The sequence below is a fragment of the Phycisphaerae bacterium genome (genome assembly GCA_018003015.1).
Classification (GTDB): domain Bacteria; phylum Planctomycetota; class Phycisphaerae; order UBA1845; family PWPN01; genus JAGNEZ01.
In genome coordinates, this window is record JAGNEZ010000079.1 from 1 (window position 1) to 24,394 (window position 24,394).

At 64.4% G+C, this 24,394-nt stretch carries 16 protein-coding genes; 6 read left to right on the forward strand and 10 right to left on the reverse strand.

Annotated elements, in window-relative coordinates; translation table 11 throughout:
- Window positions 1–610 precede the first annotated feature (610 nt).
- Both crcB and KA354_22055 read left to right on the forward strand, forming a co-directional pair.
- A complete protein-coding gene (gene crcB, locus KA354_22050; protein MBP7937337.1) occupies window positions 611–994 on the forward strand; it encodes a fluoride efflux transporter CrcB in 384 nt (127 codons plus the stop codon).
- 40 nt (window positions 995–1,034) lie between these two features.
- Window positions 1,035–1,376, forward strand: coding sequence for a DUF190 domain-containing protein (locus KA354_22055; GenBank protein MBP7937338.1), 342 nt, complete (start codon window positions 1,035–1,037; stop codon window positions 1,374–1,376).
- 95 nt (window positions 1,377–1,471) lie between these two features.
- On the opposite strand, the gene KA354_22060 is transcribed toward KA354_22055, so the two are convergent.
- Both KA354_22060 and KA354_22065 read right to left on the reverse strand, forming a co-directional pair.
- Entirely contained in the window at window positions 1,472–3,994 is a 2,523-nt protein-coding gene (locus tag KA354_22060; GenBank protein ID MBP7937339.1) for an exo-alpha-sialidase, read from the reverse strand.
- Window positions 3,995–4,082: 88 nt separating this feature from the next.
- On the reverse strand, window positions 4,083–5,036 hold the full coding sequence (locus tag KA354_22065) for an aldo/keto reductase (GenBank protein ID MBP7937340.1): 954 nt from the start codon (window positions 5,034–5,036) through the stop codon (window positions 4,083–4,085).
- A gap of 149 nt (window positions 5,037–5,185) precedes the next feature.
- Between KA354_22065 and KA354_22070 the strand changes: the two genes are divergently transcribed.
- Window positions 5,186–6,082 carry a radical SAM protein gene (locus tag KA354_22070; protein ID MBP7937341.1) on the forward strand — a complete coding sequence of 299 codons (897 nt, stop codon included), beginning with the start codon at window positions 5,186–5,188 and terminating at the stop codon, window positions 6,080–6,082.
- Window positions 6,083–6,243: 161 nt separating this feature from the next.
- On the opposite strand, the gene KA354_22075 is transcribed toward KA354_22070, so the two are convergent.
- The gene (locus tag KA354_22075) at window positions 6,244–7,470 is read right to left on the reverse strand and encodes a SpoIIE family protein phosphatase (GenBank protein MBP7937342.1); all 1,227 of its coding nucleotides are present in this window, start codon (window positions 7,468–7,470) and stop codon (window positions 6,244–6,246) included.
- A 375-nt stretch (window positions 7,471–7,845) separates the two neighbouring features.
- Complete coding sequence (locus KA354_22080) at window positions 7,846–8,928, reverse strand: deoxyhypusine synthase (GenBank protein MBP7937343.1); 1,083 nt, start codon at window positions 8,926–8,928, stop codon at window positions 7,846–7,848.
- A gap of 460 nt (window positions 8,929–9,388) precedes the next feature.
- Between KA354_22080 and KA354_22085 the strand changes: the two genes are divergently transcribed.
- Window positions 9,389–12,199 (forward strand): hypothetical protein, encoded by a 2,811-nt coding sequence (locus KA354_22085; protein MBP7937344.1) that lies wholly within the window; start codon window positions 9,389–9,391, stop codon window positions 12,197–12,199.
- Between the two features lie 91 nt (window positions 12,200–12,290).
- Here the strand turns inward: KA354_22085 and KA354_22090 are convergent, their stop codons facing one another.
- The 5 genes from KA354_22090 to KA354_22110 all read right to left on the reverse strand — a co-directional run bounded on the left by KA354_22090 (window position 12,291) and on the right by KA354_22110 (window position 18,274).
- Entirely contained in the window at window positions 12,291–12,911 is a 621-nt protein-coding gene (locus KA354_22090) for a PEP-CTERM sorting domain-containing protein (protein ID MBP7937345.1), read from the reverse strand.
- Window positions 12,912–13,317: 406 nt separating this feature from the next.
- Complete coding sequence (locus KA354_22095) at window positions 13,318–13,713, reverse strand: hypothetical protein (protein ID MBP7937346.1); 396 nt, start codon at window positions 13,711–13,713, stop codon at window positions 13,318–13,320.
- Window positions 13,714–14,005: 292 nt separating this feature from the next.
- Window positions 14,006–15,100 (reverse strand): hypothetical protein, encoded by a 1,095-nt coding sequence (locus tag KA354_22100; GenBank protein ID MBP7937347.1) that lies wholly within the window; start codon window positions 15,098–15,100, stop codon window positions 14,006–14,008.
- A gap of 135 nt (window positions 15,101–15,235) precedes the next feature.
- Window positions 15,236–16,426, reverse strand: coding sequence for a hypothetical protein (locus tag KA354_22105; GenBank protein MBP7937348.1), 1,191 nt, complete (start codon window positions 16,424–16,426; stop codon window positions 15,236–15,238).
- Window positions 16,427–16,444: 18 nt separating this feature from the next.
- Window positions 16,445–18,274, reverse strand: a complete 1,830-nt coding sequence (locus tag KA354_22110; protein MBP7937349.1) for a hypothetical protein — start codon at window positions 18,272–18,274, stop codon at window positions 16,445–16,447.
- 358 nt (window positions 18,275–18,632) lie between these two features.
- On the opposite strand from KA354_22110, the gene KA354_22115 reads away from it, so the two are divergent.
- Window positions 18,633–19,400 (forward strand): hypothetical protein, encoded by a 768-nt coding sequence (locus KA354_22115; protein ID MBP7937350.1) that lies wholly within the window; start codon window positions 18,633–18,635, stop codon window positions 19,398–19,400.
- A gap of 46 nt (window positions 19,401–19,446) precedes the next feature.
- Window positions 19,447–22,686 (forward strand): protein kinase, encoded by a 3,240-nt coding sequence (locus KA354_22120; GenBank protein ID MBP7937351.1) that lies wholly within the window; start codon window positions 19,447–19,449, stop codon window positions 22,684–22,686.
- Window positions 22,687–22,875: 189 nt separating this feature from the next.
- Here the strand turns inward: KA354_22120 and KA354_22125 are convergent, their stop codons facing one another.
- A complete protein-coding gene (locus KA354_22125) occupies window positions 22,876–24,255 on the reverse strand; it encodes an SUMF1/EgtB/PvdO family nonheme iron enzyme (GenBank protein ID MBP7937352.1) in 1,380 nt (459 codons plus the stop codon).
- Window positions 24,256–24,394 lie beyond the last annotated feature (139 nt).

Sequence of the window (24,394 nt, forward strand, 5' to 3'; positions counted from 1 at the left end):
GACCATGCCCCAGCGGCTGCGATACCTCGAAGAGGCTGCGCAAATGTAGTGAAGACTTTCAGAAGGAAACGGCCTTGGCGCTATCGCCAGGACCACTGACGCTGCCAAACTCAGTAACTTGGGCTAGCCCTAAACCCTTGGTGTGAAAAGGGATGCAGATTGTGATGGTTAGCCCGCAGGCGCCGCGTACGCGGCACGGTGGCCTCTGGGGTGGGCACGAATGCACCGGGATCAGCTCTTTCGCCGATCCCGGTTCACACTGAGTAGGAGGGGAGAGAAGCCTGTTCCGATATCGTCGCCGGCCGGAGAACCCGCGGGTGCGATTCCGATTTGAGATCGCTCGCGGGCGGCCCGGATTCGGCGGAGTCGCGGGATCGCGGCGTTCGTCGTCGTGGCCGTGAGCTCTGCCCCCGGCCCGGCGCCGGTCATTCCTTTCCTCCGCAACCTCTTGTTGTACTAATTATACTTCCCATAACCGGCTCAGGCAAGGACCGGTCCGGGAATCATTGCCCTCCGGGCAGTGGAGCGGTAGGATCGGTCCGCCCCGGCAAGACGCAGGTCTTGTTGGGGCTTCTTCTTGGGGCGATGAGGTCAGCCAAGGGGTTCATCGATGGTCAAGATCCTGATGATTGCCGCGGGGGGCGGACTGGGTTCGGTGATGCGCTACCTGCTGGCCGGCTGGTGCCAGGCCTGGAGCGGCGGCACGTTCCCGATAGGGACGCTGGTCGTCAACGTGCTGGGATGCCTGGCGATCGGCGTGCTCAACACCGCACTCACCAGCCCCCTTCCCATTCGGGAAGAGTACCGCGTTGCGCTCACGGTCGGTATCCTGGGCGGCTTCACCACGTTCTCGACTTTCGGCCTGGAGACCGTCTCTCTTGTCAACGAGCGTCAGTGGCTCTGGGCCGGGGTCAATATCTTGGGTAGTCTGGTCCTGAGTCTGGCGGCGGTCTGGATCGGCATGCGGCTCTCGGAGAAGTGGCTGGGTGTATGAGGGCCGTGACGCCGGTGAAGGGGGCAGGGAGGTAACGACCATGAAGCTGGAAGGCGAAGCCAAGCTGCTGCGGATCTTCATCGGCGAAAGCGACAGGTGGCACGGCAGACCGCTCTACGAAGCGATTGTGCTCAAGGCCCGCGAGCTGCACCTGGCCGGGGCGACCGTGCTCCGTGGGCCGATGGGATTCGGGGCGAACAGCCGGCTGCACACCACGAAGGTCCTGCGGCTGTCCGAGGATCTGCCCATGCTGGTCGAGATCGTCGATACCGAGGAGAAGGTCAATGCCCTGCTGCCGCACATTGACGAGATGGTCACCGAAGGGATGGTGACGATCGAGGGTGTGCACGTCATCAAGTATCGGGCGGGGGGGGAGCTGTAGGCGAGCCCTGTGTGCCCCTCGGCGGCCGGGGTGTGTCCGGGCAATCCCGGCAACCGGCTGACCATCTTTCCGCCGCTGCTTGCTCGCTGCGATCGCTACTGCTGGGGGGGCCAGAAAACATAGTCGTCAGAGCTGTTTTCGGCACTATTGGCCCAGTTCTTGGAGTGCACGCCGCCGTCGTCGGCAGCGTTCTCCGATTTTGAATAGATGGTTGGGCCGTCCGCTCCGAGTTGGTAGCCGAAATCTGAGCCGGTGAATGGATCGGTGCGGGACTGGGTTCTGGAAGCCTCGGGCAACTCGTCCAGTGACGCCGGCCAGCGGCCGTGGCGGGCGTTGAACAGGGCGGCTTCGTAGCAGAGCTGGGTGGCTCGCCGGGAAGCTTCACTCCTGGCCTGCAGCTGGTAGGCCCGTGCCAGATTCGGAAGGAAGGTCTTGGTGACGATGTTGGTGTCGACATATTTGTCCGTGGTGGCTTCGATGTCGCCGCTTCGCACCGTGGGGTAACCAGTTCGCCATTGCTCGGTCATCTCGCGGAAGCATGCGTCGAAAGCATCGACTGCTGCTCGAGCGTCGTCGGCCGTCAGGGGAGGAATCTCCTCTGCCTGGCCGGACTTTCCCGCCAGGTCCAGGAGTTTGTCGGCCCGCTCGATATTCAGTTGCGGCTGGCCGTCTGCATCGCCAGGCGAGAATGTGTATTGGATCGCATCCATGGCGCCCGCGTGTTCCAGGCGAAGCGTGTGCGACATATCGACCGTGGCGGCGTCCTTCGCCTGGAGCAGCCGCAGCGCCGCCTCGATCTGGTCGGGCGAGCTGAAGACGCCCTGCCTCAGCGCCCACCGAGCTTCGCTCTCGGCCAAATTCCGCTCTGCGACGCTGACCAGCCCCTCGATCAGGGTCGGCCCGGTCTGAAGATGGTTGGCGTTGCCCAGAACCGTTTCCCACGATTCCCGAACCTTGTCCGGTGATACCTGGCCGTTCTCCGTGCGCCAGCCCTGGGCCAGGGCTGCCTTGGACAGCGCGCGGCAACTGACCAGCGAGGGTAAAGTGAAGTTGAACAGGAGTCGCTTGTCAGCATCCCACGAGTTTGGATCAAACGTGGCCGACGAGAACTGCACCCTGGGGTCGAGCGTGGCCACTCGGAACTGGGCGAGGAGATTCTGGGAGACCTGGTAAGATTGCTCCCAGTCGGGATGGTCGACTGGGTTCCACGGCGTGGGTGGTCCGGTACTACTACCGTCGTTAAGCCGGTCCTTGAACTGCCATTCGGGGCCTGATCGATCGGTGTCCGTGAATGAGACGTATGATTCGTAGGCGTTGCTTCCAGGCGGGGGGGAGACGTTGTCAAGCCACCACTGGCAGTAGTCGAACCCGTTTCGGAAATCGGGCTTTGGGGCAAACGACTCATCGGGGCTCAGGGCGTCGGCACCACCGGACTGTGCTTGTGCCGGATCTCCCAGTTCGCTGGCCGGGTCGGCTGGCGTGAACGGATCCCACGCGGGCTCCTGGCCCGCGCCGTCAACGACGGTGCCGTCGGCTGGAGAGGATGCTGCGGTCTCCAACTCGCCGGGCTTGTCGCTCGGTTGTTCGCCGGTCGTGCCTTGGGTCCCCTGGCCGGACGGCCCGCCCGGACCACCGGCGGCGAGACCGCTGGCGCTGCCCGGAGCCGCGGCCAGTGCGGGTTCACCGGAGTCCATCGGTCCCCTGCCCGGTAGGGCGGAATAGATCATCATGAACTTGCCGCTCTTCAGTTGGACAACCGCTGGATCCACCGCGTATCTGAGGCACACCCCTGGTTCGGCCCGCCAGTGCAGCCCGTCGGTGGAGGTCAGAACACGGAGATCCTCGCCCGAAGAGATATACCACCCGTACTTGCCGCCGCGAAGGGTGACCATGTTGCCGGCCAGGCCGTGCTCGCGCATGCGCTCGGGTTGCCTGAACCGCCGGCCGTCAGTAGACGTGTAGCGCAGCACGGCCGGGGATGCCTTCGCCGATCGGATGCCGTCTTCCTCGCGGTTTTGCACGTGGAGCAGGATCTGAGCTCCCACGCGAATGGCGGCAGGGTGGGCATCGACCCCTGGCTCGCAGCCGACCTTCATACGACGGTCAAGAGCGTATTCCTGGCCGTTGCGGGTCACGGCGCTCCCGATGAAGTTGACCTTGCCGGGCAAGCCGTCCTTCGTGTTCGGCTCGGTGACATGGAAGTACAGTCTTACCAAGCCATTAGGCAGCAAGACGAAGTCGCCGTGGCTGATCCTGAGTTTCTTGATTTCCTGAGCTCGGACGATCGCCGGGCGCGGGGCTGACCAGGTCTGGCCGTCGTCGGTCGATCGTGACACGACCAGGATCGGCTCACCGGGTTTGGATGGTCGGCTGAGGTCGTCGAAGACCGCCAGCAGATCGCCGTTCGGGCTCCTGACGAGGTCGGGGGCGGCCGCGTTCCGGGCAAATACCTTGCGGTTGTGGGAGAAATGCAGTCCGTCGTCGGAGACGGCGGTTCGAAGGACTCCCCAGATCTCAGCCGGCTGGGTCTCGGGCACCGTCTGCGAGGCTTGCCCGCGAAGGGAGGCAGTTGAGGCGGACACGAGGATGATGCCGATGAGGCAGCCGAGCCAAGCCATGGTGTACCTCCCACACGATATTGAAGGCCAAACATGCAATCATACAGACGGTCCGGCAGTCTGGATGTGAGGGTGCGGAATTCCGCGGTCAGTGCGGCAGGTCGACGGGATTGATCGGGCCCAGATCGGATGCGACGCAGTTCTCGCGGACCTGCGCGGGTGTCTTGCCGCCGGGAATGACCGTGTGGCAGACCGGATGCGTCAGGCAGAATCGCAGGCTCACCTGGGCCATGGTCTGGCCAGGGAAGCGGTCGAACAGCGGACGAACGCCGTCCAGCCGGGCGAGGTAGTCGTCGAGTTTCTGCGGCGAGAGGTTGAAGCGGCGGTGATCGTCGGCACCGAAGACCGACTGCCGGGTGAACTTCCCGCTGAGCAGGCCGAACAGGATGGGGATGCGAACGATGATGCCGGTGCCGTACTCGGCCGCCTTGGGAAACAGCACCTTCTCGGCCTCGCGCTCGAGCAGGTTGTATCGCACCTGGAGCACGTCCAGCAGATCGTGATGATGGTCCAGGAAACGAGCCTGCAGGATTTCCTGAAAGGACTGCACACTCCATCCTGCCCAACGGATCTTGCCCTGTCGTTTGAGCGTCTCGAGGGCGTCCCAGGGATCGTCGCGTTCGAGATGTGCGGTGTCGGGGCTGTGGAGTTGCAGGATGTCGAGTGTCTCCACGCGCAGCCGCTTCAGGCTCTTTTCCGCCGCCTCGATGAGATACTGGCGATCGTAAACCTGGCGAAGCGGTCCGTAGCCCTTGTCGTCCGCAGGAGTGGCGTGATAGAAGTCGTTACCCGCTTTGGTGGCGATGATCACATCGCTCTTGCCGCGCTCGCGGAACACTCCGCCGATCAACTCCTCGGAGTGGCCGTGCCCGTAAACATCGGCCGTATCCAGCAGCGTCACTCCGCGATCAAGGGCTTCGTGGATGGCGCGGCGCGAGACCTCGTCGTCGGTCTTGCCCCAGTCTCGCCCGCCGATTGCCCAGGTGCCGAATCCGACGGTTGAGACCATCGGGCCGCGCTTTCCGAGTGGCCGATACTGCATGATTCGCATCTCCTGTCCGAAGATATGCCGCCTCGTGGCAGACATGCATGGGGGCCCGCCGCGGCTGCATCTTCGCGGATATGCGACCATAAGACGTGCTCCCCGTCAACGCTGGCGGCCGGGCCTATGGGCCGATAGAGTGGACGCCTGTGAGCAAGGCAGGTCATCCAGGGGGTTCCCCGGACGGCCAGGGCTGGTTGTTCGACCCGTCCGAGCCGCCGGTGCCATCCCGGCGGTCTGCGGCGAACGGGCTGGCCATACGCGAGGTCCGGTGCCGCAGCCTGCTCAACACCTGTGATATCGGTGACTACTCCTTCAACTGCTACGTCGGCTGCAGTCACAGTTGCGGTTACTGCTATGCCCGCTTCATGCAGCGTTTCCATCCCCACGAGGAGCCTTGGGGCACGTTCGTGGACGTCAAGGTCAACGCCGTGCAGGCCCTGAGCCGCCAGTTGCGGCGGCTCGCACCCGGCTCGGTCTTCACCTGCAGTGCGTGTGACGGGTGGCAGCCGCTCGAACGCGAGTATCGACTGACCCGGGAGTGCTGCCGGCTCCTGCTCGACGCCGGCTTTCAACTCACGGTCCTAACCAAGAGCAACCTGGTGCTCCGTGATCTGGATGTGTTCAAGGGACGCAAAGTCTGTGTCGGCGTGACGATTACCACGTCGGACGAGTCATGGGCCCGGATCTGGGAGCCCGGCGCGTCCACGGTGGCCGCCAGATGTGAAGTACTCAAGCAGGCTCGAGCCGCGGGGCTGGAGACATCGGTCATGTTCGGGCCGCTGCTTCCGGGAATCAGCGACACGGACGAGGCCCTGGCTCGGCTGTTCCGTCTGGCCCGCGAAGCCCGAGTCGGGCGCATCTGGACGGACGGGCTCAACCTGCGTTCGGGAGTGTGGCCTTCCGTACAGCAGGTGCTCAGGCAGCACCGCCCGGAGCTGCTGGAGCAGTACCGGCAGATTCTCTTTGAACCCACCTTCCGTCGCGAGTATCGCCGTCACCTGAAGCAACGGATCGCCAAGGCGCGACGAAACATGTGGCGGTGATGCGGCTCGATGGTCGTCGTGGCTCGCAAGGGCGCCCCTCGAACGATGGCCTGAAGTCCATACTCCCGGACGGCGGAATGGTCTCGGCCCAAGACTCGCGGGCGAAGGGAGTGTCCTGAAATGTGCCACCGCGGACGGTTCGTTCGGACGCGAGTCGCCCGCTATGCATCGCTTCTCTTGATCAGTACCGCGGTCAGATCGTCGGCCTGGGGCGTACCTTGGGAGAAGCGGCGCACGTCGTCGTGAATCGCCTGGATGATCGACTGACACGATTCGTGGTGGTGCTCGGCCAGCAGTTGGTTGAGCCGGGCGGGTCCGTAGAGCTCGCCGTCCGGCCTGGCCCACTCGACGAACCCGTCGGTCAGCAGGCAGAAGATGTCGCCGGGCTGGAACTCGATGGGTGGGCCTTGCCGATAGTCGCTGTCCTGCAGAATGGCCATGGGCAAGCCGGTGGCCCCAAACGACTCGACCTCGCTGGTCGCGGCGTGGTAGAGGAGCAGCGGACCGTGTCCGGCGCTGATGTAGTTCACCCGGCGCAGCTCGGGGTCCAGGATCCCAAAACAGGCGGTGACGAACCGGCCGGCGGGCAGGTCCTCATAGAGCAGGCTGTTCAGCCGGGCGGCGATGGCGGCAGGATCCTCTGCTCGATCGGCCAAGGCCCGGATCATGGCCCGGCATTGGGTCACAACCAGGGCCGGCCCGATCCCGTGGCCGGACGCATCCGCAATCAGAAACAGCAGTCGGCCACCGTCCAGGGGCAGAAAACCGTAACAGTCGCCGCCAGTCTGGTCGGCCGGGCGGTTCCAGCCGGCCACGTCAAAACCTCTGACCACCGGCTTGTGCTTGGGCAGCATTTCCATCTGGATCTGGCGGGCAATGCTCAGGTCGTGATCAAGGCGTTCCTTCTCCGCGGCCATATCCAGGAGAATCTGACGCTTGACGGCGATCCCGATGAGCGAACCGAGCCCGGCGGCCAGGTTCTCGTCCCGGTCGTCGAACTGCGCCTGTACCTTATTGAGCAACTGCAGGGCGCCGATGACCTCACCTTCCGGGCCGACCAGCGGCAGGGTGAGCATGTTCCGGGTGCGAAAACCGGTCTTGCGGTCGATCTCCGGATTGAACCGCGGATCGGCATAAGCGTCGTGGACCACGACCACGGACTTCGTGCGGACCACCTCGCCCGCGATACCAAGCCTGGCGGGGAAGCGAATTTCGTCGGTACCGGTGGCCACCTTGCTGTGCAGCTCGTCGGTCTGCGGGTCGTAGAGGAAGATGGTCGCCCGCTCGCATCCCAGCGCGGACCGCCCCGCCTGCTCCGCCGCTTTCAGCAACGGAACCAGCTCGAAGGTCTCGCTCATCTGGCGAACGACCTCGATCAGTACCGACAAGTGGCGGTCTGTGTTACGACGGTCGGGCATCGCTACCCAAACTAGCGGATTGCCGGACAAACGCAAGGGGGACCAGGGGTCCAGCGGTCGCGTTGACAGGATGGGCGGGCATGACGGCGTGGACTCAAGGTGTGGTCGCTGTCGGCGTCCCGGCGGGCGAATGAGCAGGCACCCAAGTCGTTATTCCCTCTCGCGGCCTTGTCTGGTCCCATCGTTGCTGCTTGTGGTTTGGCTGGCTTGCTGGAACCACGGACGACACAGGAATCACGGATCCGCCCACCACCGACTGCAAATTCATGAGTTGGAGGGCGCATGAGCCGACCAACGACGCGTCTCTAGCGAGACGACAATCTCCAAGCTCGAAGCCGTCCTCCGTCAATCCTTCCTGCTTGCCATCCGCTTCAGCGTTCTCACAAACGCAGGATTGCCTCTGGCGGCGGTCCGGAACTCAGCCGTGAGGGTGTCAAGCTGCTTGTACAGTCGTCGTGGCTTGCGTGGCTTGTTGCGGACCAGCACGTATTGAGCCAGCAAAGGAAGGGTGAGCGACGCACAGGAGTAGACCACCACGTTATTGATGGTCGCATCCTTGACCTTGCCCCAGCTCCGGGCCTCGGAGGGCGTCGCCCCGCTGAGCCCGCCCCATTGCGGCGAGTCCACGCCGAGCTGGATGAAGTAGTCGTGCCCGCCGTGCTTGTCGTCCATGAAGATCTGGTGGATCGTCGGCTGGGTCTGCAGGTAGAAGTTCTTCGGCGAGCCGCCGCCGACGATGACCACGCCGTTCTTCTTGGCTGCCCGAACGATGGCCGCGGTTTCGATCACGTCCTTCAGTGGATCGAGCGGCACCGGGTCGTTGAACATATGGGGCACGGCCAGGTTCATCGCGATCGACGAATCGCCCGGCGACGAGGTGTACACCGGTAGCTCGTACCGGCTGGCCGTGGCCAGCAGCGACCAGTCGGGTTGATCCGCTACCCGGGCCACCTGCCGGCCGAGCAGATAGTGCAACTCGGCGGTGGACATCGGCCGGTGGTGGTCGATATGTCGCAGGGCGTCGAGGACGATCCGGTCGGTGGCCATGAGGGTCTCGTCTTCCTCGATGAAAACGTCGTAGATGCGGGCGATGCCCTTGTCGGCCAGCTCGTTGTCGTCGACCATGAAGTGGCCCTGCATCATCGGCCGCGAGAACGGGCGGTGCAGGTCGTGGTACAGGTTCGCTCCGGTCGCGATGATGCAGTCGACGAATCCCGCCCGGATCAGGGCGTTGAGTACGCCACTCATGCCGATCGGGGTCATGGCTCCGGCCAGGGTCAGGGCGATGGTCGCACCCTCGTCGATCATCTTGCTGTAAAGCTGGGCGGCCTCGGCCAGCCGCCGGGCGTTGTAGCCTGACCGGGCGTAGACGTTGTCGATGAGATCGGCCACCTGCTCGGCCCCGTCGAGACAGAGCGGATCGATCATGGCCAGCTCGCCGCACTTCGCACGGCCGGGACAGGGGGCCATCTTCTTGCCCTTGGCATGAGCCTTCTTCATCTCGTTCAGCTCCTCGCGTCCATTGGCGATGCGGGGGCCAAGTCCCGTCCAGGAGACCTCCGCCCCTGCTCGCGTCGCCGCACAGGATACGGCCTCAAGACCGCTTGGCAAGTCTCGGATCGTAATGGCCGGAGCATCGCCTGCGTGACGGGGGCTCCAGTTCTTGATGAACAGATCGGTCGCCGGCGGCGATGGACATGCGGTGAGCCGATGCCTGGGGAAAGAGAGGATGCAACAGCGAAGGCACCTGGGCTGAACCGAGGGGTATTCGGGGCCACGGCCTGCAGGTTGTGCAAATCCCGGTGGCCGGTAGAATCTCGGAGATCCGGTCAGGGCAATCGTTGGGCGGCCTCCGTAAAGCGGCCCACTTCAGAGCGAGGAACCAGTTATGGAAACTCCTGTCGTGGCGAGCCACAGGGCCTTTCTGCTGTGGGCTGTCCTGGCGCTGCCTTCCGCAGCGGGGTCGACCGCAGCCGAGCAGACTCACTGGACGGAGCCGTATGATGTCGTTTGGACGAGTCCCAGCCAGGATGCGGCCGGCTCGATGCCCCTCGGCAACGGCGAGGTCGGCGTCAATCTGTGGGTTGAGCAGAAAGGTGACGTCCTGTTCTACGTCTCTCGAGGCGATTCGCTGAGCGAGATATCCCGTCTGCTGAAGGTGGGGCGGGTGCGGGTCTCGCTGTCCCCGAACCCGCTCGCGACCGGGGCAGGGTTCAGGCAGGAGCTTCGGTTGTGCGATGGCCGGTGTGAGATCACGGTGGGGGAGGGCGACGCGAAGGTCAGACTGCGCGTGTTCGTGGATGCCGATCATCCCGTGGTGCATGTGGTGGGGGAGTCAGCCGCCCCACTGACCGTGACCGCCACGGTCGAATCCTGGCGCACGCAACAGAGAGTGATCCCTCGTGGAGAAGAGCAAGGCTCAGCCTGGACGTTACAGGCCGCTCCCTTTGACCTGGTCGAGTCGGCCGACGTATTTCCCGATGGTCTGGCCGATGCCGTGGCTTGGTACCACCGCAACGAGGAGTCTCCCGCCTTCAGCTCCACCCTCAAAGTCCAATCGCTGGAATCCGCAGCGGACCAAGCGCGCGATCCGCTGCTGCATCGCACCTTCGGCGGGTACGTGATCGGTTCGGGCTTCGAGGCGGCGAACAGGTACGCCATCCGGAGTCCTGCGCCGGTGAAGTCCTTTGCCTTGCGCGTCGCTTCGCCCTGTACGCAGAGCGCGACGGCCGCCGCCTGGCTCGACCTGGCCAGGAAGGCCGCCGCTGACACGGCCGACCTCCAGGCTGCATTGGCTCGCACGACCGCCTGGTGGCGGGCCTACTGGGATCGGTCGTGGGTGATCACCGATGCGCGTCGCGGCTTGACCATTCCCGCCAACGTCCATCCGCTGAGGATCGGGTACGACTCCAACGGGCAGAACAAGTTCCCCGGGCAGATTGGCCGGATCGGTGTCTACGACCGGACACTGACCGAGGAGGAGATCACACGGCTGGCTTCGGCCGACGACAAGGGATCGGTGCCCGTGAAGGGCGGCTTGATCCTCTCCGGCGACGGGACACCCCGGGAGATTCCAAGCGACCGGCTGGTCTTCCAGAGCGGGCTGACGCTCGAAGCCTGGATCCGACCCGAGCTCGAGGCCCCCGGACGCCTCTTCGACAAACTGTCCGCGGGTGGGGCGGACGGCTTTCTTTTCGATACTCACCCGGGCAATACGCTGAGAGTCATCCTCGGCCATACCGTGCTGACCGCGGCATCCGGCCTCATCCGACCTGGTCAGTGGCATCATGCCGCCGCGGCGGTCGATACCACCACCGGTACCATCCGCGTGCATCTCGACGGCAAAGTTGTCGCTGAACGAGCCGGGGAGACCGCTTCACCGATCGCGCGCGGCTACACCCTCCAGCGGTATGTACAGGCCTGCGGCGGCCGCGGAATCTACCCGATCAAGTTCAATGGCGGCATCTTCACCGTAGAGCCCAAGGCGATGGGCAAGCCCTACAACGCCGACTGGCGCGCCTGGGGCGACTGCCATTGGTTTCAGAACGTCCGCCATATCTACCACCCCATGCTGGCCAGTGGCGATTTCGAGATGATGCGGCCGCTGTTCGACATGTACGAGGCGGTTCGACCGCTGGCCGAGGCCAGGGCCAGGCTCTATCACGACGTCGAGGGCTGCTACTTTGCCGAGACGATGACCGTCTGGGGAACCTACGCCAACCGCGACTATGGATGGGATCGTACCGGCCTCCAACCGAAGGAGGTCCAGTGTCCCTATTGGCAGTATGCCTGGAACCAGGGGCCGGAACTCGTCGCCCTGATGCTGGATCGCTGGGATTACACGGAAGACAAGGCCTTCCTGAAGACCCGTGTGCTGCCCATGGCGGAATCGGTGCTGAAGTACTTCGACACGCGATTCAAGAAGGACGCGGAGGGCAGGACGATCCTTTCCCCGACGCAGTCCGCGGAGACCTACTGGCACGAGGTCACCAACGACATGCCCTGTGCGGCGGGACTGACCGACATCACCGCCCGCCTCTGTGCCCTGCCTGCAGCGTCGACCACCGAGCCGCAGCGAGCATTTTTCGCCAGCATGAAGGCGGCGTGCCCGGCCATACCGATGGAGAGTGTCTCCTCCGACGGCAAGACCGCGCGCAAGCTTGCCCCCGCCCAGAAGTACGCGCCCAGACGATCGAACTGCGAGAACCCCGAACTCTATGCGATTTGGCCGTTCCGCCTGTTCGGACTCGGCAAGCCGGGTCTGGCTGAAGCCCGGCTGGCCTATGAGCGTCGGGGCGACCGTCTGGACTGCGGCTGGGGCTACGACGGTAACTGCGCCGCCTTGCTGGGTCTGACCGACGAAGCGGCGAGAATCCTCGAAGTCAAGTGCGCCAACTCACACCCGAACTACCGCTGGCCGGCAACCTGGGGACCCAACTTCGATTGGTTGCCAGACCAGAATCACGGTGGCAACCTGCTGGAGACCACCCAGCTCATGCTGCTCCAGTGCGACGGCGATCGGATTCGTCTGTTGCCGGCCTGGCCAAGGAGCTGGGACGTGGCCTTCCGACTGCACGCACCCCACAAGACCATCGTCGAGTGCCACTACCGACGCGGCCAGATCGAGAAACTGGTCGTGACACCGGAGTCGCGGCGCCAGGACGTGGTCCCGTTTGAAGGCCCGGCCCCGCTTCCGTAGCGCGGCCGGCGGACGGCGTGCGTGGCCTGCAAGCTCGACGCGTCGACGGGTGTCGGCACAGCGGGAACACGCAGAGGAACTTCCCGCCCGGTCAGGATCGAGCAAGCGGGGCCGATGATCGGCGCCGCCGCCGCAGGACCAGCCCCACCAGCGGCAGGCTGAGCAGAGCCGCGGTCGCCGGCTCCGGAACCGTGGGATACTGGTGGATGCCAAACAGGTCGTAGGAACCCACCTCCGAGGAGATTACCAGATCAAACGAGAGACTGAAGATGCTTCCTGCGGGCACGCTGCCCAGGAGGGTCAGATGATTCGGGCCCGGCAGAATGCTGGTCCATTCTCCGGTCGGGTTGGTGACATTGAGAAACGCCACATTCAGGACTGGATTCGCATCGATCGGCTCGAACAGGAAGTGGAAATCCGTCCAATCGACGCCGGTATTGTTCCCCACCCGTTCGTCGATGTGCAGAACATCTACCCCGGCCGATGGCGTGCTGTGGATGATGATCGGGATGTCGCCCAGAGAAGTGAACGTCTTCTCGACCGTGGCCGTCCCGGCCTGTTGCCCGGCAAGGACTCCCGTCCCGCCGGTGCTTGGGAAACCGAAATACGGGTTGGCTCCGACGTATTCCACCGAAGCCGCAGCCAGGGCGGAGGATGCCGACAAGCCGAACAGGCAAAGCACGACCATGGAAACACTGTGCAGTTTCCTCATCTCAAATCTCTCCCTCTTCTGTAAGCCAACGATTCGTCATGTGAACAACGGGAAGGGGCGGTCATGTGGCTGTTGGCCGACCGGCCGGCCCGGACGCGCTCATGCCGCCTTCTCTTCCGAGGCGATGGTAGGATGCGTGGATCGGGAAGACCAGTGTTCGGCGGTATTCCCTTACCATCTTAATCCATATTCTGGAGGTCAAAAGGGGGTAACGGGTATAGCCCGTCCCGCTCGGCAGGCGCGAATGGACTGCGGCCGGGGCAGGGCACGGTGACGACGCGTCTCATGGTCGAGGCGCAGTTCCCCTGCAGACCTCTGTGTTCGGCGCAAATCTGGGACATGACCGCGGAGGGTCGCAACGGGCACGGCCATCCTGAGCCCGAGTGGTTTCCGGCCGCAAGCCGGATCAGTCCGCGCAGGTCGGATCGGCGATCTGGATGCTGCCCGAGAAGCACCGCTGAAAGACGCCGAAATCGTCCTGATCGATGTCCTTGTCGGTGTCGAAATCCGCGGGCAGGATGCCGTCGACGGGAACGAGGCCGCTGCACGCGCCGGGCAGGACCTGCGGGTCATAGGGTATCGCGGGGCCGGTCGCGATCAGGACCAGGCATTGGAGGTCCAGGCCATCGACATGGCAGTCCCGGTTGAAGTCGGCCGGCGCAAAACTCAGGCAGGGAGAGGATAAGGGTGTCCAGAAGCCTCCGGTCAGCATGTAGTTGCCGCCGGTCATGGCCGACGCCGCGGAAGCGTCCGGTTGGGCAATCGTGCCGCTGAGCGCGTGGCCGCCGCCAGTGCTGGACATCGTTCCCCCTCCGTCGATCGTGGACCATTTCACGGCGTATTGGCCCACGGCCTGAGATGTCAGGACCAGGGACACCCAGATCCACAGGCTCGGTCCCGTGGGTTGATGTCGACATCGTGATGTACTCACAGCGATCACTCCAGTCAGCCTCCACAAACTCCGTGTGCTACCCGATGAATCAGGCTCGTCGCGTGATGGCCTCTCGGGTGCGATCCCTCGGCGGATCAGGCGAGTGCTTCTCCTGGACTGCACAAAGGGCCGCTTGACGACTCATGGCTATGCTCAAATCACCTCATCTCCATATGGCGTCTGCGCCAACTGCGGACGGTCTGGCCTTCAGCACGACCGGTTTGGCGATGACATAGGGGCTGCCGCCGACACCGGTAACGTTGTAGGTCGCGCCGCTGATGATGACGTCCACCATGGGCGACGCCCGGTCGATGCCGCTGATCAAGCCGCTGTCCGAAATGTATGGAAACCCCAAGGTGCCGTACTGAGGGTCCGCACTCGGGTAGTATTCACGGACATAAAGCGGCTGCGGTGAGTGTGTCGGAGCCGCCAGCGTGTGATCCTGGTCCACACAGTTGGTGGCGACGAGGTTGAAGCCCAGGCCGACGGCGGTGGTCCAATACTCGTCGTTCATGTGGATGCACGCGTCCAGGGCGCAGTTCCCCGGCCAGGCTCGGTAAAGCCAGCGGTCGTTCACCTGCTGCGGCCCCTGCTCGATCGGGTACGTGTCGCAGCCGGCATTCAGGCTCACCAGCACCGTGTTCGCCGGAAGCCCGGTGGGGGGCGGATCGCTTGTGGTCACGCCGAAGAAGAAGCTGTCGTCAAACGGCCCGCCGAGGTCTCCCGCGAGATCGTCCAGAATGAACATGAGGTGCTTGCCGCGCCTCACCAACTCCTGCCACGACGGCCAGCGACTTTGATCCACGGATACGAAGTCACCGGCCGTATAGACCCGTCCAACATCTCCCGCGCCGGCGATCGTATCGTAGATGCACTGGCGATACACGGGCCGGCTGGGCCAATTCTCCTGGCATGGGCACCATCCGCCTGGCACTTTCATCTCCAAGTAGACCACGGTGAATCGCTGGCTGCCGGTAACGGCCCCGAAGATGTTTGACAGTTCAGCGGAGAACGAGTGAGTGTTGTCGGTGCAGCAGTGCCTGACGGTATTGCAGCCGCCGTTGTTCCACCAGATGTCCAGCTCGACCTGCCATACGTTGTAGTTGTCGATCTGGTCGTTGAGTGATTCCGACTGGGCATAGGAGTTGTGGCTGGCCTTGTAGATGAACCGATTGAACCGCTGCTCGCCTGGGCGGGGTTCTTGCTCGGCGACGTGCTGGGCAGGAACCGAGGCGGCCATCCCTGTCAGTAGGGGCACGGTCAAGCCTGCCCGCAGACTGTTCCGGATGCATCGTCGCGCGTTCTCGAACAGCATGGTCACACCAAGCCTTGATCGTGAAACTCCCTGCGGCAGCCTCGCCAACACCGTGGGCGGCGCCGCGAACACTTCTGCTCACGGCGCCCCAATCCGAACCATGCCTCCGTTGGACAGCAGCTGCAGCCTCCTGGAAAACACGAGCGTTTCGGGATAAGAGCCCGCCACGATCTTGATGCGGGCACCGTCCCAGGCCGCGTCGTTGGCTTCGCCCACGGTCTTGAATGGGGCATGCGGCTTGCCCCAGTCCGACTGACCCGTGAACGTGCGGTCCACACACAGCGAGTCCGCGTAATGAAGAAGGCGGACCGTGTCCGGGACGCCGTTGTTCAGAACCAAGGCATGGAGTTCGCCACCCACACCTGGCGCCTGGCAGTCGGTCAGATCCCAGACAGTAAGACCTTCCGGCTCCTCGAACGAGACGCCGCCGGCATCGAAGTGATACAGGAAGGGCATGACTTCCTGCGCCGCCCTTCTGATTCTCCTCCAGGTGGTCGTGTCGAACACGTTGATCCCGTCGTTCTGGTAATGCCCGTCATAGAAGCCGGTCGCGAAATAGAACAAATCGCCCGCAGGGGCGAACTCGCCGCCCTGCGTCTGTTCAAGCGGCAGCGGCTGGCCGTTCTCGTCCAGAAGCGTGACCGTCTGAACGTAGGTCAGGCTTGGCGGCTTCCCTGAGGCCAGCTCGCCCCAGTTGACCGTGTACACGAACAACTGGTTGGCGGCGGAGCCATCCGGCGAGGAGTAGAGCAGTCCCTGAGGATCGACAGCCGCCCAGGCCGCATTCCGGCCTTGGCCAACGGCCAGATCCGCCTTGCCGTAACACGCCAGGGCGTCGTCGGCGTGGAAGAACGCGATCAGGGGCTGCGGCGCGCTACCCTCCACGGGCACGACGAGGACGTGTGGCCCTCCGCCGGGCAGCCTGTAGCAGTCGGCGTCGCCAAAATGGTTATACCCTGCCAACTGGGTATAGGTGGAGATATGCCGGCGGGGGAAAGCACCGGCATCCTGGCTCAGGTCGTGCTGAACCGGGATCCGCCAGATCGTGTCTGTCTGGATGATGTACCAATGATCGCTATCGTGAGCAAGCCCCTGGGCTTCGGAGTGCCAGCCGGGGCTGTCGTTGTCCGGCCAGGTTGCCAGGTAAAGGAAGGAGGAGTAGGTGGGTTCGGTGGTCCGGCACTGGCCGTGGGCGGGAACCGCACCCGCCACAGCCCAGACCAGGACCACCCCACAGGCCAGCCGTCGGTGTCTATCTGTCCGTCTCACGGTATCGCCTTCCTGTGACTACTGCAGCGTGACCAGCACGAGGACCAGCCCCGTCCCATTCTCCAGTGAGGTCATAGCCTTGCCGAGCACCGCCCCGTCGGCCCGCTCGCGATCGGTCACCCTCATGGCGTGGCCGGGGGACGCCGACGTGGTCAGGCGATCGCCGGGCACAATCGGCCCGTACTTGGCGTCACACCAGCACCAGACCCGTCCGGAAAGCGCCACCGGATGATCCCCGTCGCCCTGTTCCGTGCCTGCGGCTCTCATGATCATCCCGGGGTTGAGCCCCTTGGCTCCACTGATGACGCCGGCCACCTTGCGGTCGTACGCCTCTGCCGCGAGCGTGAGCTGGCCGGGTTTCTCCGGGTCAATGACGACGACCATGCCCGGCTCGACGGCGGCGGAGCGGGGGGTGATGAGTGATGAGCGATGGGTCGAGCCGTCACCTGCGCCAGTTGCCTCGTCCGCAACTGATCGCTGATCGCTGATTGCTGACGGCTCATTCACCACGAACGGCTCGGCCAGGTCGGAACCGCCGACAATCTCGAGCACGTTGGTTCGCGTCCGGCCGTCGACATGCAGATCGGCCTGGGGCTGGTCGGTGCCGATGCCGATCCAGCCGTAGGGCTCTGTGACATACATGGCGTCTCCCACCCACCATGTGCCGATCGCTACCCCTTTTCCGTATATGCCCTTGATGTAGTGATTGGCATCCCCCAGCCAAAGCGTTGCCTCTTCTCCCGTGGCATCGAAACTCCCAGGGCCTCTCACCTGGATGTCGCCACCGTCCACGTCCAGCCTCCTCTGTGGAAGAGTCGTGCCGATGCCTACGTTGCCGCCGGACTTGAGGGTGACACGCGTCTCCCCCGAAGCTCCGCCCGGCCGTTCCTGGAGCAACAGCGTCTGGCCGCCGTCACCTGTCGTGTAACGCCATCCGTCGCCGGTTCCTCCGTACCCGATGCACAGGCCGCCGCTTGACGAATCCACGATCAGATCGCCGCCGCGCACATCCAGGCGACCTGCGGGCGCGCTCGTGCCGATGCCGACATTGCCCGAGAAGTAGCCCCGGCCCTGAAAGTAGCCGGCAAAGCCGTTGGACGAGGCCGCCGATCCGGCCACGGCGCGTCCCTGGCTTCCGTAGGCTTCGAAATACCCGCCATAGTTGATGGCGCCGCCGGTGTTGGTGGCCAAGCCGCGAATGGCCATCGTGCCACTGGTGTTGGTGACGGAGAAGGCGGGGGTGCTGCTGGCAACCTCCCCCGCGTACGGCAGCGAAAAGCCTCCGCCACCGCTACTGGCCGTTGTCTGGACGGTGCCGTCGGGGAACTTGAATCCGCCGGAGATCGACTGAATCAGGCCCGCTACGCTCAGCTTGGACGCCGGCGACGCAGTGCCGATTCCGACGTTTCCGCCCACGTAAGCGATGTTGCCGGCAGAACTTGACCACGGCGCGGCAGCGAACAGGGCGTAGGGCGTAGCCGTCACCTTCTGTCGCGGCGTCAACATGGTGAAGCCGATGGATCCCGGCGGGATCAGGCCGATCTGCAGCCACCGCTCTTGGCCGTTGAAGGCGCTCGCTCCAAACTCGCCGGCCGCGTTGAGTGTGACGGTGAAGAGCCCGTTGCTGATCGGCACGCCTGGGGCAATCTGGACGGCGCCGATCGACGTTCCACCTGTGGCCGAGTCCCAGAGCCCGAAGCACAGCTCGTACGAGCCGTTGGCGGGTTGGCCGGACACGCTAAGCTGGCCTTGGTAGGTGAATTCACCGCTCAACGGACTACTCTGTCCGAAGGACGGTGCGTACAGCAGGCTTAACGTCACCAGCGCGATCGTTCGGGTTCTTGCCATTGTCGCCACTCCTTTCCTCGTTCCGCGGGAGAATCCCGCGTGTGAGTGCCCCAAGCAGCATCAGCCGGCCGGCTCTTGACACTTCTGCAGCGTCGGAACAAGGCGTCCTTCCGGAAGGCTATCTACCTCAGATACGCAGTTTCACCCGGCGTGATGCGCAGCGATCTGACCATATTGCCAACCGTCGGCTTCCAGCCACCCGAGCGCGAACCGAGGCAACTCATCCGATAGGCATGACTTACGGTTTCCTGGGCCTCAAGCAGGCGCATCGCCCTGGCTCCGAGCCCCAGAAAAAGGTGGAAATGTGTTTGCATCAGTCTGCCATAGGGGTAATATGATGCATAGAGTCACTTTCCCGATGGGCACATCCATGGGCGGACATGCGTCTTCAACTCGAGCCTTCCCCACGACGCGCTGGTCCTGGATTCAGGAGGCCCGCCAGGAGGATGCTGCCGGCGATCGACGATTGCTCGACAGGCTTCTGCGGCGGTATCTGCCGGCCCTCCGATCCCACCTGTTCAGCCGGTGGTCGCTTCCGCCGGAGCAGGTCGACGATCTGCTCCAGGATTTCATCACCCATCGCGTGCTCGAGCACGACCTGCTCGCCGTCGCCGACGAGCGCAAGGGGAAGTTTCGCACCTTGCTGCTCACCTCGTTGGACCATTACGCGATCAGCCGGCGGAGGCACGATGAAGCTCGCAAGCGGGGGGGCGGGCGGACCATTCCGCTGGAGGACGCCGTCTCCGCCACCGGCCCTCATCGGCATACCCCAACCGACTCATCCTCGTTTAACGTCGTCTGGGTCCAGCAGGTGCTCAAGGAAACCCTGGTCCGAATGCAGCGGCAGTGCCGTATGGGACGGCAGGCGGAGCTTTGGACGATCTTCGAGCAGCGCATTCTGCAGCCGATGCTTGAGGATGCGGAGCCAACCGATTACGAGACACTCGCCCGTACCCTGGGGTTCCACTCGGCCTCCCAGGCCCGCAATACGCTCACGACCGCCAAACGCATGTTCGTCCGCGTGCTCCGTAAGGTTGTGGGCGAGTACACTCAGGGCGAAGAGCAGATCGCCAGCGAGATCGAGGAATTGCGGGAAACGCTCATCCAGGCCGGCGCACCGCTCTGACTTCTTGTGCGTATCTACCGCATAGAAAGGGCGCTGAGGATCCGCCGTGCCGATCGACGACTTGGACAAGATCGACCCTCGCCGCCTGGCGAAGCTGCTGAGTCTGGATGCCGATGAGCCGGACCATCAGCCCGTGGCCGCCCCGCCAGCCCCCCGCGGCCCCCGCTTCCTGGGGGACTACGAGCTGCTTGAGGAGATCGCCCGTGGCGGCATGGGGCTGGTCTACAAGACCCGCCAACTCAGCCTCAACCGCCTGGTCGCATTGAAGGTGATGCTCCCCGGGCTCTTCATCAGCGATTCAGATGTGGCCCGGTTCCTGGTCGAAGCGGAGGCGGCCGCTAACCTCGATCACCCCAATATCGTTCCCATCTACGAGATCGGCGAGCACAACGGAACCCATTACTACAGCATGAAGTTGATCGATGGCGGCAACCTGGCGTCGCGAATCGCCGAGTATCAGCACAACCCCAGGAGGGCGGTCGCACTCCTGGTTACCGTGGCCCGGGCGATCCACTACGCCCACCAGCGGGGTATCCTGCACCGTGATCTCAAACCCTCGAACATCCTCCTGAGCCGCGAGGGAACGCCTTACGTCGCGGATCTTGGTCTGGTCAAACGGATCGACCGCGACGACAGCCTCACCCAGCCGGAATCGCTTCTCGGTACCCCCGGCTACATGGCCCCGGAGCTGCTGACCGCCAAGTCCGGGCAGGTCAGCACGGCCGCCGATGTCTACAGCCTCGGCGCCATCCTCTACGAAGCGCTTACCGGTCGGCCGCCCCACAAGGCCGATACTCCACTGGGTACGCTCATCCAGACCCAGGAACTCGAGCCGCCCAGTGCCAGGGCGTTCAACACGCGCGTCAGCCGCGATTTGGAGACCATCTGCCTGAAGTGCCTTCGCAGAGATCCCCGGCAGCGGTACGGCACGGCCGAAGCCCTGGCCGATGACCTCGAGCGCTGGATGGCCGGCAAGCCGATCCAGGCCAGGCGAATTTCGATCGTCGGACGTCTGTGGCGATGGTGTCGGCGGCGGCCGCTGGTGGCCGGACTGGCCAGCTCGGTTCTGGCACTCTTGATCGTGCTGGCCGTCGGTGCGCCGCTCGCCGCCTTGCGGCTGAATCGCGAGCGGATCGCCACCCTGCAGGCCAGGGACGATGCGGTGCAGAAACTCTGGTCCTCATACCTCGCCAGGTCCCAGGCCGAACGGTTCAGCGGCCGGCCCGGACGCCGGTTCCACAGCCTGGAGGCGCTGGGCCAAGCCGCCGCCATTCAATCAACCCTCACGTTGCGGAACGAAGCCATCGCTTGTATGGCCTTGGCTGACCTGCGTGTCGCGGTGGAGTGGGAGCAGCCCTCTCCAACTGGCTATGGCCTTTCTTTGGATCCTACCTTGGAGTATTACGCCACCGGCGACGGGGTCGGCAATATCAACATCTGTCGGATTGGCGAGACTAAAGCCGTCGCCTGCCTGCCCGGTCCGGGCGATCCGGCGTGGGTCATCCGGTTCAGTTCCAGGGGACGCCTGATCGCCGCAAAGCATCATCGCATCCACGAAAACGACGCGAATCGCGTGCGGGTCTGGGATTGGGCTCGTGGCCAGATCGTTCTGGAAACGCCGCATGCGCTGGCCAACTGCGCCATGGATTTCAGCCCCGACGATCGCTGGCTGGCCGTCGGCCCACCGGATGGATCGCTCATTCTGCACGACCTGGTCAAGAGCGGAGAGATGCGTCATCTCGCCCGAGAAGCCGTGATCACCTGCATGAGATTCCATCCCCACGGGGACGAACTCGCCGTCGGCCGGATGGACGGCAAGGTGGTGGTCTACGAGACCAGCAGCGGCCGGATGTTGAGGCGGCAAACCGTCGGAGGCGCCGTGGGAGCTCTGGCGTGGCATCCGGACGGGCTTTGGCTGGCCGTGGGGTGCCCGGACCTGAACATCCACGTCTACGCTGCCGACCTCAGTCACGGGCTCGCGATCCTGCAAGGGCACTCGGCCATACCCTGCGGACTCGCATTCAGTCACCGCGGAGATCTTCTGGCCAGCTACGGGGGGGATAATACTCTCAGGCTGTGGCATCCGCTGGATCGGGCTCCTTCGTTGACCCTGACCGCGGTCATCTCACCTGGCACACTGGCCTTTGCCCCCGACGATCGCCGGTTGGCGTGCACCACGGCCGGATCTCGGTTGACCGTGTACGAAGTGGACGGGGCGCCGGAATGCCAGCGACTCATCGCCGAGCCCCTCTCCAGCGAGCGGCTCTGGCACACGGACATCAGCAAGGACGGATACCTGCTCGCGGGGGCGGCAAGCGACGGCGTGCGACTCTGGGATCTCCAGCGGGGCAGACAGGTCGTCCACCTGCCGGGCCGCGACTGGAGAACCGTCTGGTTCACCCCAGATGACTCACTGATCACCAGCGGATGGCCAGGGGTGTACCGGCGGGACATCGGGTCCGGGGAGGCGGTCGACCCTCATGCCCGGCGACTGGGCGCCGCCGAGCGAATTCCTCACCTGCCGCAAGGTCCAACCGAGGGTTGTGCACTGAGCCGGGACGGGCACCTGATGGCTCTGGCCACGGCGGAAATGGTCGTGGTTCATGATCTCAAGGAGGACCGAGAGACGGCGCGAATTCCCTGCCCCGCCGGCCTGAGCCAGATCGCGCTCAGCCCGAACGGCAGGTGGTTGGCCTGGGCAACCTGGCACGGGACCGGCATTCGGGTCTTCGATCTCGACCGCAGCGGAGCCGACGACGGCCAGGCGGTCTTCTCGGAAAACGAGGCGGATTCGGGAGTGGGCTTCAGCCCGGACGGGAAGTGGCTGGTCACGGCCACCGGGACCGAGTACCAACTCCGGTCGGTCGGTGACTGGACTCCAAGGCAGCGCATCGCCAGAGAGTCCGGACCTGGCATCCCTGGGCCCCTGGCGTTCAATTCGAACGGCAGCATCCTTGCGGTAGTGCCCGCCTGGAACATCGTACGGTTGATCGACGTCTCCACCGGATACGAGCTGGCGAGCCTGGAGATGCCCGACGTGCACGAGCGAATTCAGACCCTGTCTTTCAGTCCTGACGACTCGCTCCTGGTGGTCGGCAGCGTTGCCCGCAAGCTGCATGTTTGGAACCTGCCACTGATTCGCGGGCGATTGGCGGCCATGGGGCTGGACTGGATGGCGACCTCTCCTCCTCTACCAGACTCCCCACCGGCCGAGCGGCCTCTCGCCATGTCCGGCCGCCAGTCTGCGGATCGGCGTGCGCCTCGGCCGGGGACCGCACCGCGGTGACGTCCCCGCGGGACCGGCGATCCACCGGGCGCAAAGCGCCGCCGCCCCCTCCGCATCCGGCGAATGAACGCCGCCGCCTGTGTGGGCCCCGGCCCGCCGACGGGTGCTGGGCTCGGACCCGTGAACCTGTGGGGATGAGCCACTCAATGGGCGGGGGGAACGCTGCAGAGGGTTGAGGCGACGGCCGGCCTACTCCGCATTCAGGATCAGCCGGAAGCCGTAGCCGGGGCCTCGGCTGCCTGGATGGTTGTAGTACCGGCTCGCCGCCCGGCTGTAGTACGCATGATTGAGCCAGCCGCCGCCGCGAAGGACTCGCTCCGCCCCGCCGGTCGGTCCGCGGGGGTTGTCCTTCGGGCTGCCGCTGTAGTAGTCGCCCGCGTACCAGTCGTTGCACCATTCCCAGACATTCCCCGCCATGTCATGCAGCCCGTAACCGTTCGCGGCAAAGTAGCCCACCGGGCTGGTCCCGCTGCCGAATGCCGGGTGATAGCCCCGCGTGGGACTGGTGTCATACACGTAGTTGGCCGAACTCCAGTAGTTCGCTCGAGCGTGCTGGATCTCGTCGCTGTCCGACCAGGGGAACCGGCGACCGGCCGCGCCGCCGCGGGCGGCTCGTTCCCATTCCGCCTCGGTCGGCAGCCGGTAACCGTCGCTGGAATTGCACTCCCCCGTCGACGGGTCGTAACACAACGGCCTGCTCTGCATGCCGCTTCGCCAGTTGGCGTACGCGGCCGAGCCGTGCCAGCTCACCATGACCATCGGGTGGTTGTCCTTGCCCGCCACCACACCGAACCTGAGGCCGTCCCAGGTGATCCCGCTGTAGGACGAACTCGTGACGGTGTCGCAGTAGAGGTTAATGGTTCCAACGCCGCTTCTGTAGACCGAGCCGCTGGTCACGGTGATGAGGTTGCCCTGCCCCTGGGCCCAGTTCAGGGCCTCGGCGAATTGCCGGTTGGTCACCGGGCAGCAATCCATGAAGAAAGCGTCGACGTGAATCCCGTGAACAGGTCGCTCGGTGGCCACCCCCTCGTTGAATGTGTCACCCATCTGAAACTCGCCACCGGGGATGAAAACCATGCCGGGCGGAATAGGACGCCTGTTCACCGACAGGTTCACCGCTCGGGTCGTGTCCCCGCTGTGGTTCGTGGCGTTGATCAAGCTCAGCGTGTCGCTGTGCGTGCCGACGGGCAGATCGCTCGCCCCGGCATTGAGCCAGACTTCTATGCTGTCCGAGCCCCTCCCGCCGAGCGTGCCGCCGGTTTTGGAGAGCGTGATCCACGCCTGGGTCTTCGCGGCCGTCCAGACGATCGGCAAGCCACCCGTGTTGGTCAGGAGGTAGGTCTTGCTGGACGGCGCGAACGGGCCACCCTGATCCCCTGTGCAGATGAAGTCCTCGGACTCGGCGACGGAAAGGACGCCCGGCGGCGGCGGACAGATGGCACCCGTCTCGCCGATGTTGTTGCGAATGATCGCCATGTCCAGGGTGTTGATCCGTCCGTCACCGTTCACGTCGCAGCGGAAGTTGGCGGGAGTCAAGGACGCGCCGGTGTTGACCCTGATTCTCGCCATGTCCAGCACGTTGACCCCAACGTTGCATAATCCGCCCGCCTCAAGCGGCGTGTTGGGCGGTCTTCATCGCCTGCAGCAGGCCGAGGAGCCTTTGCCGGGCCCAGGTATTGGCGTTGCAGGTGAGGGTGAAGACGCCTTG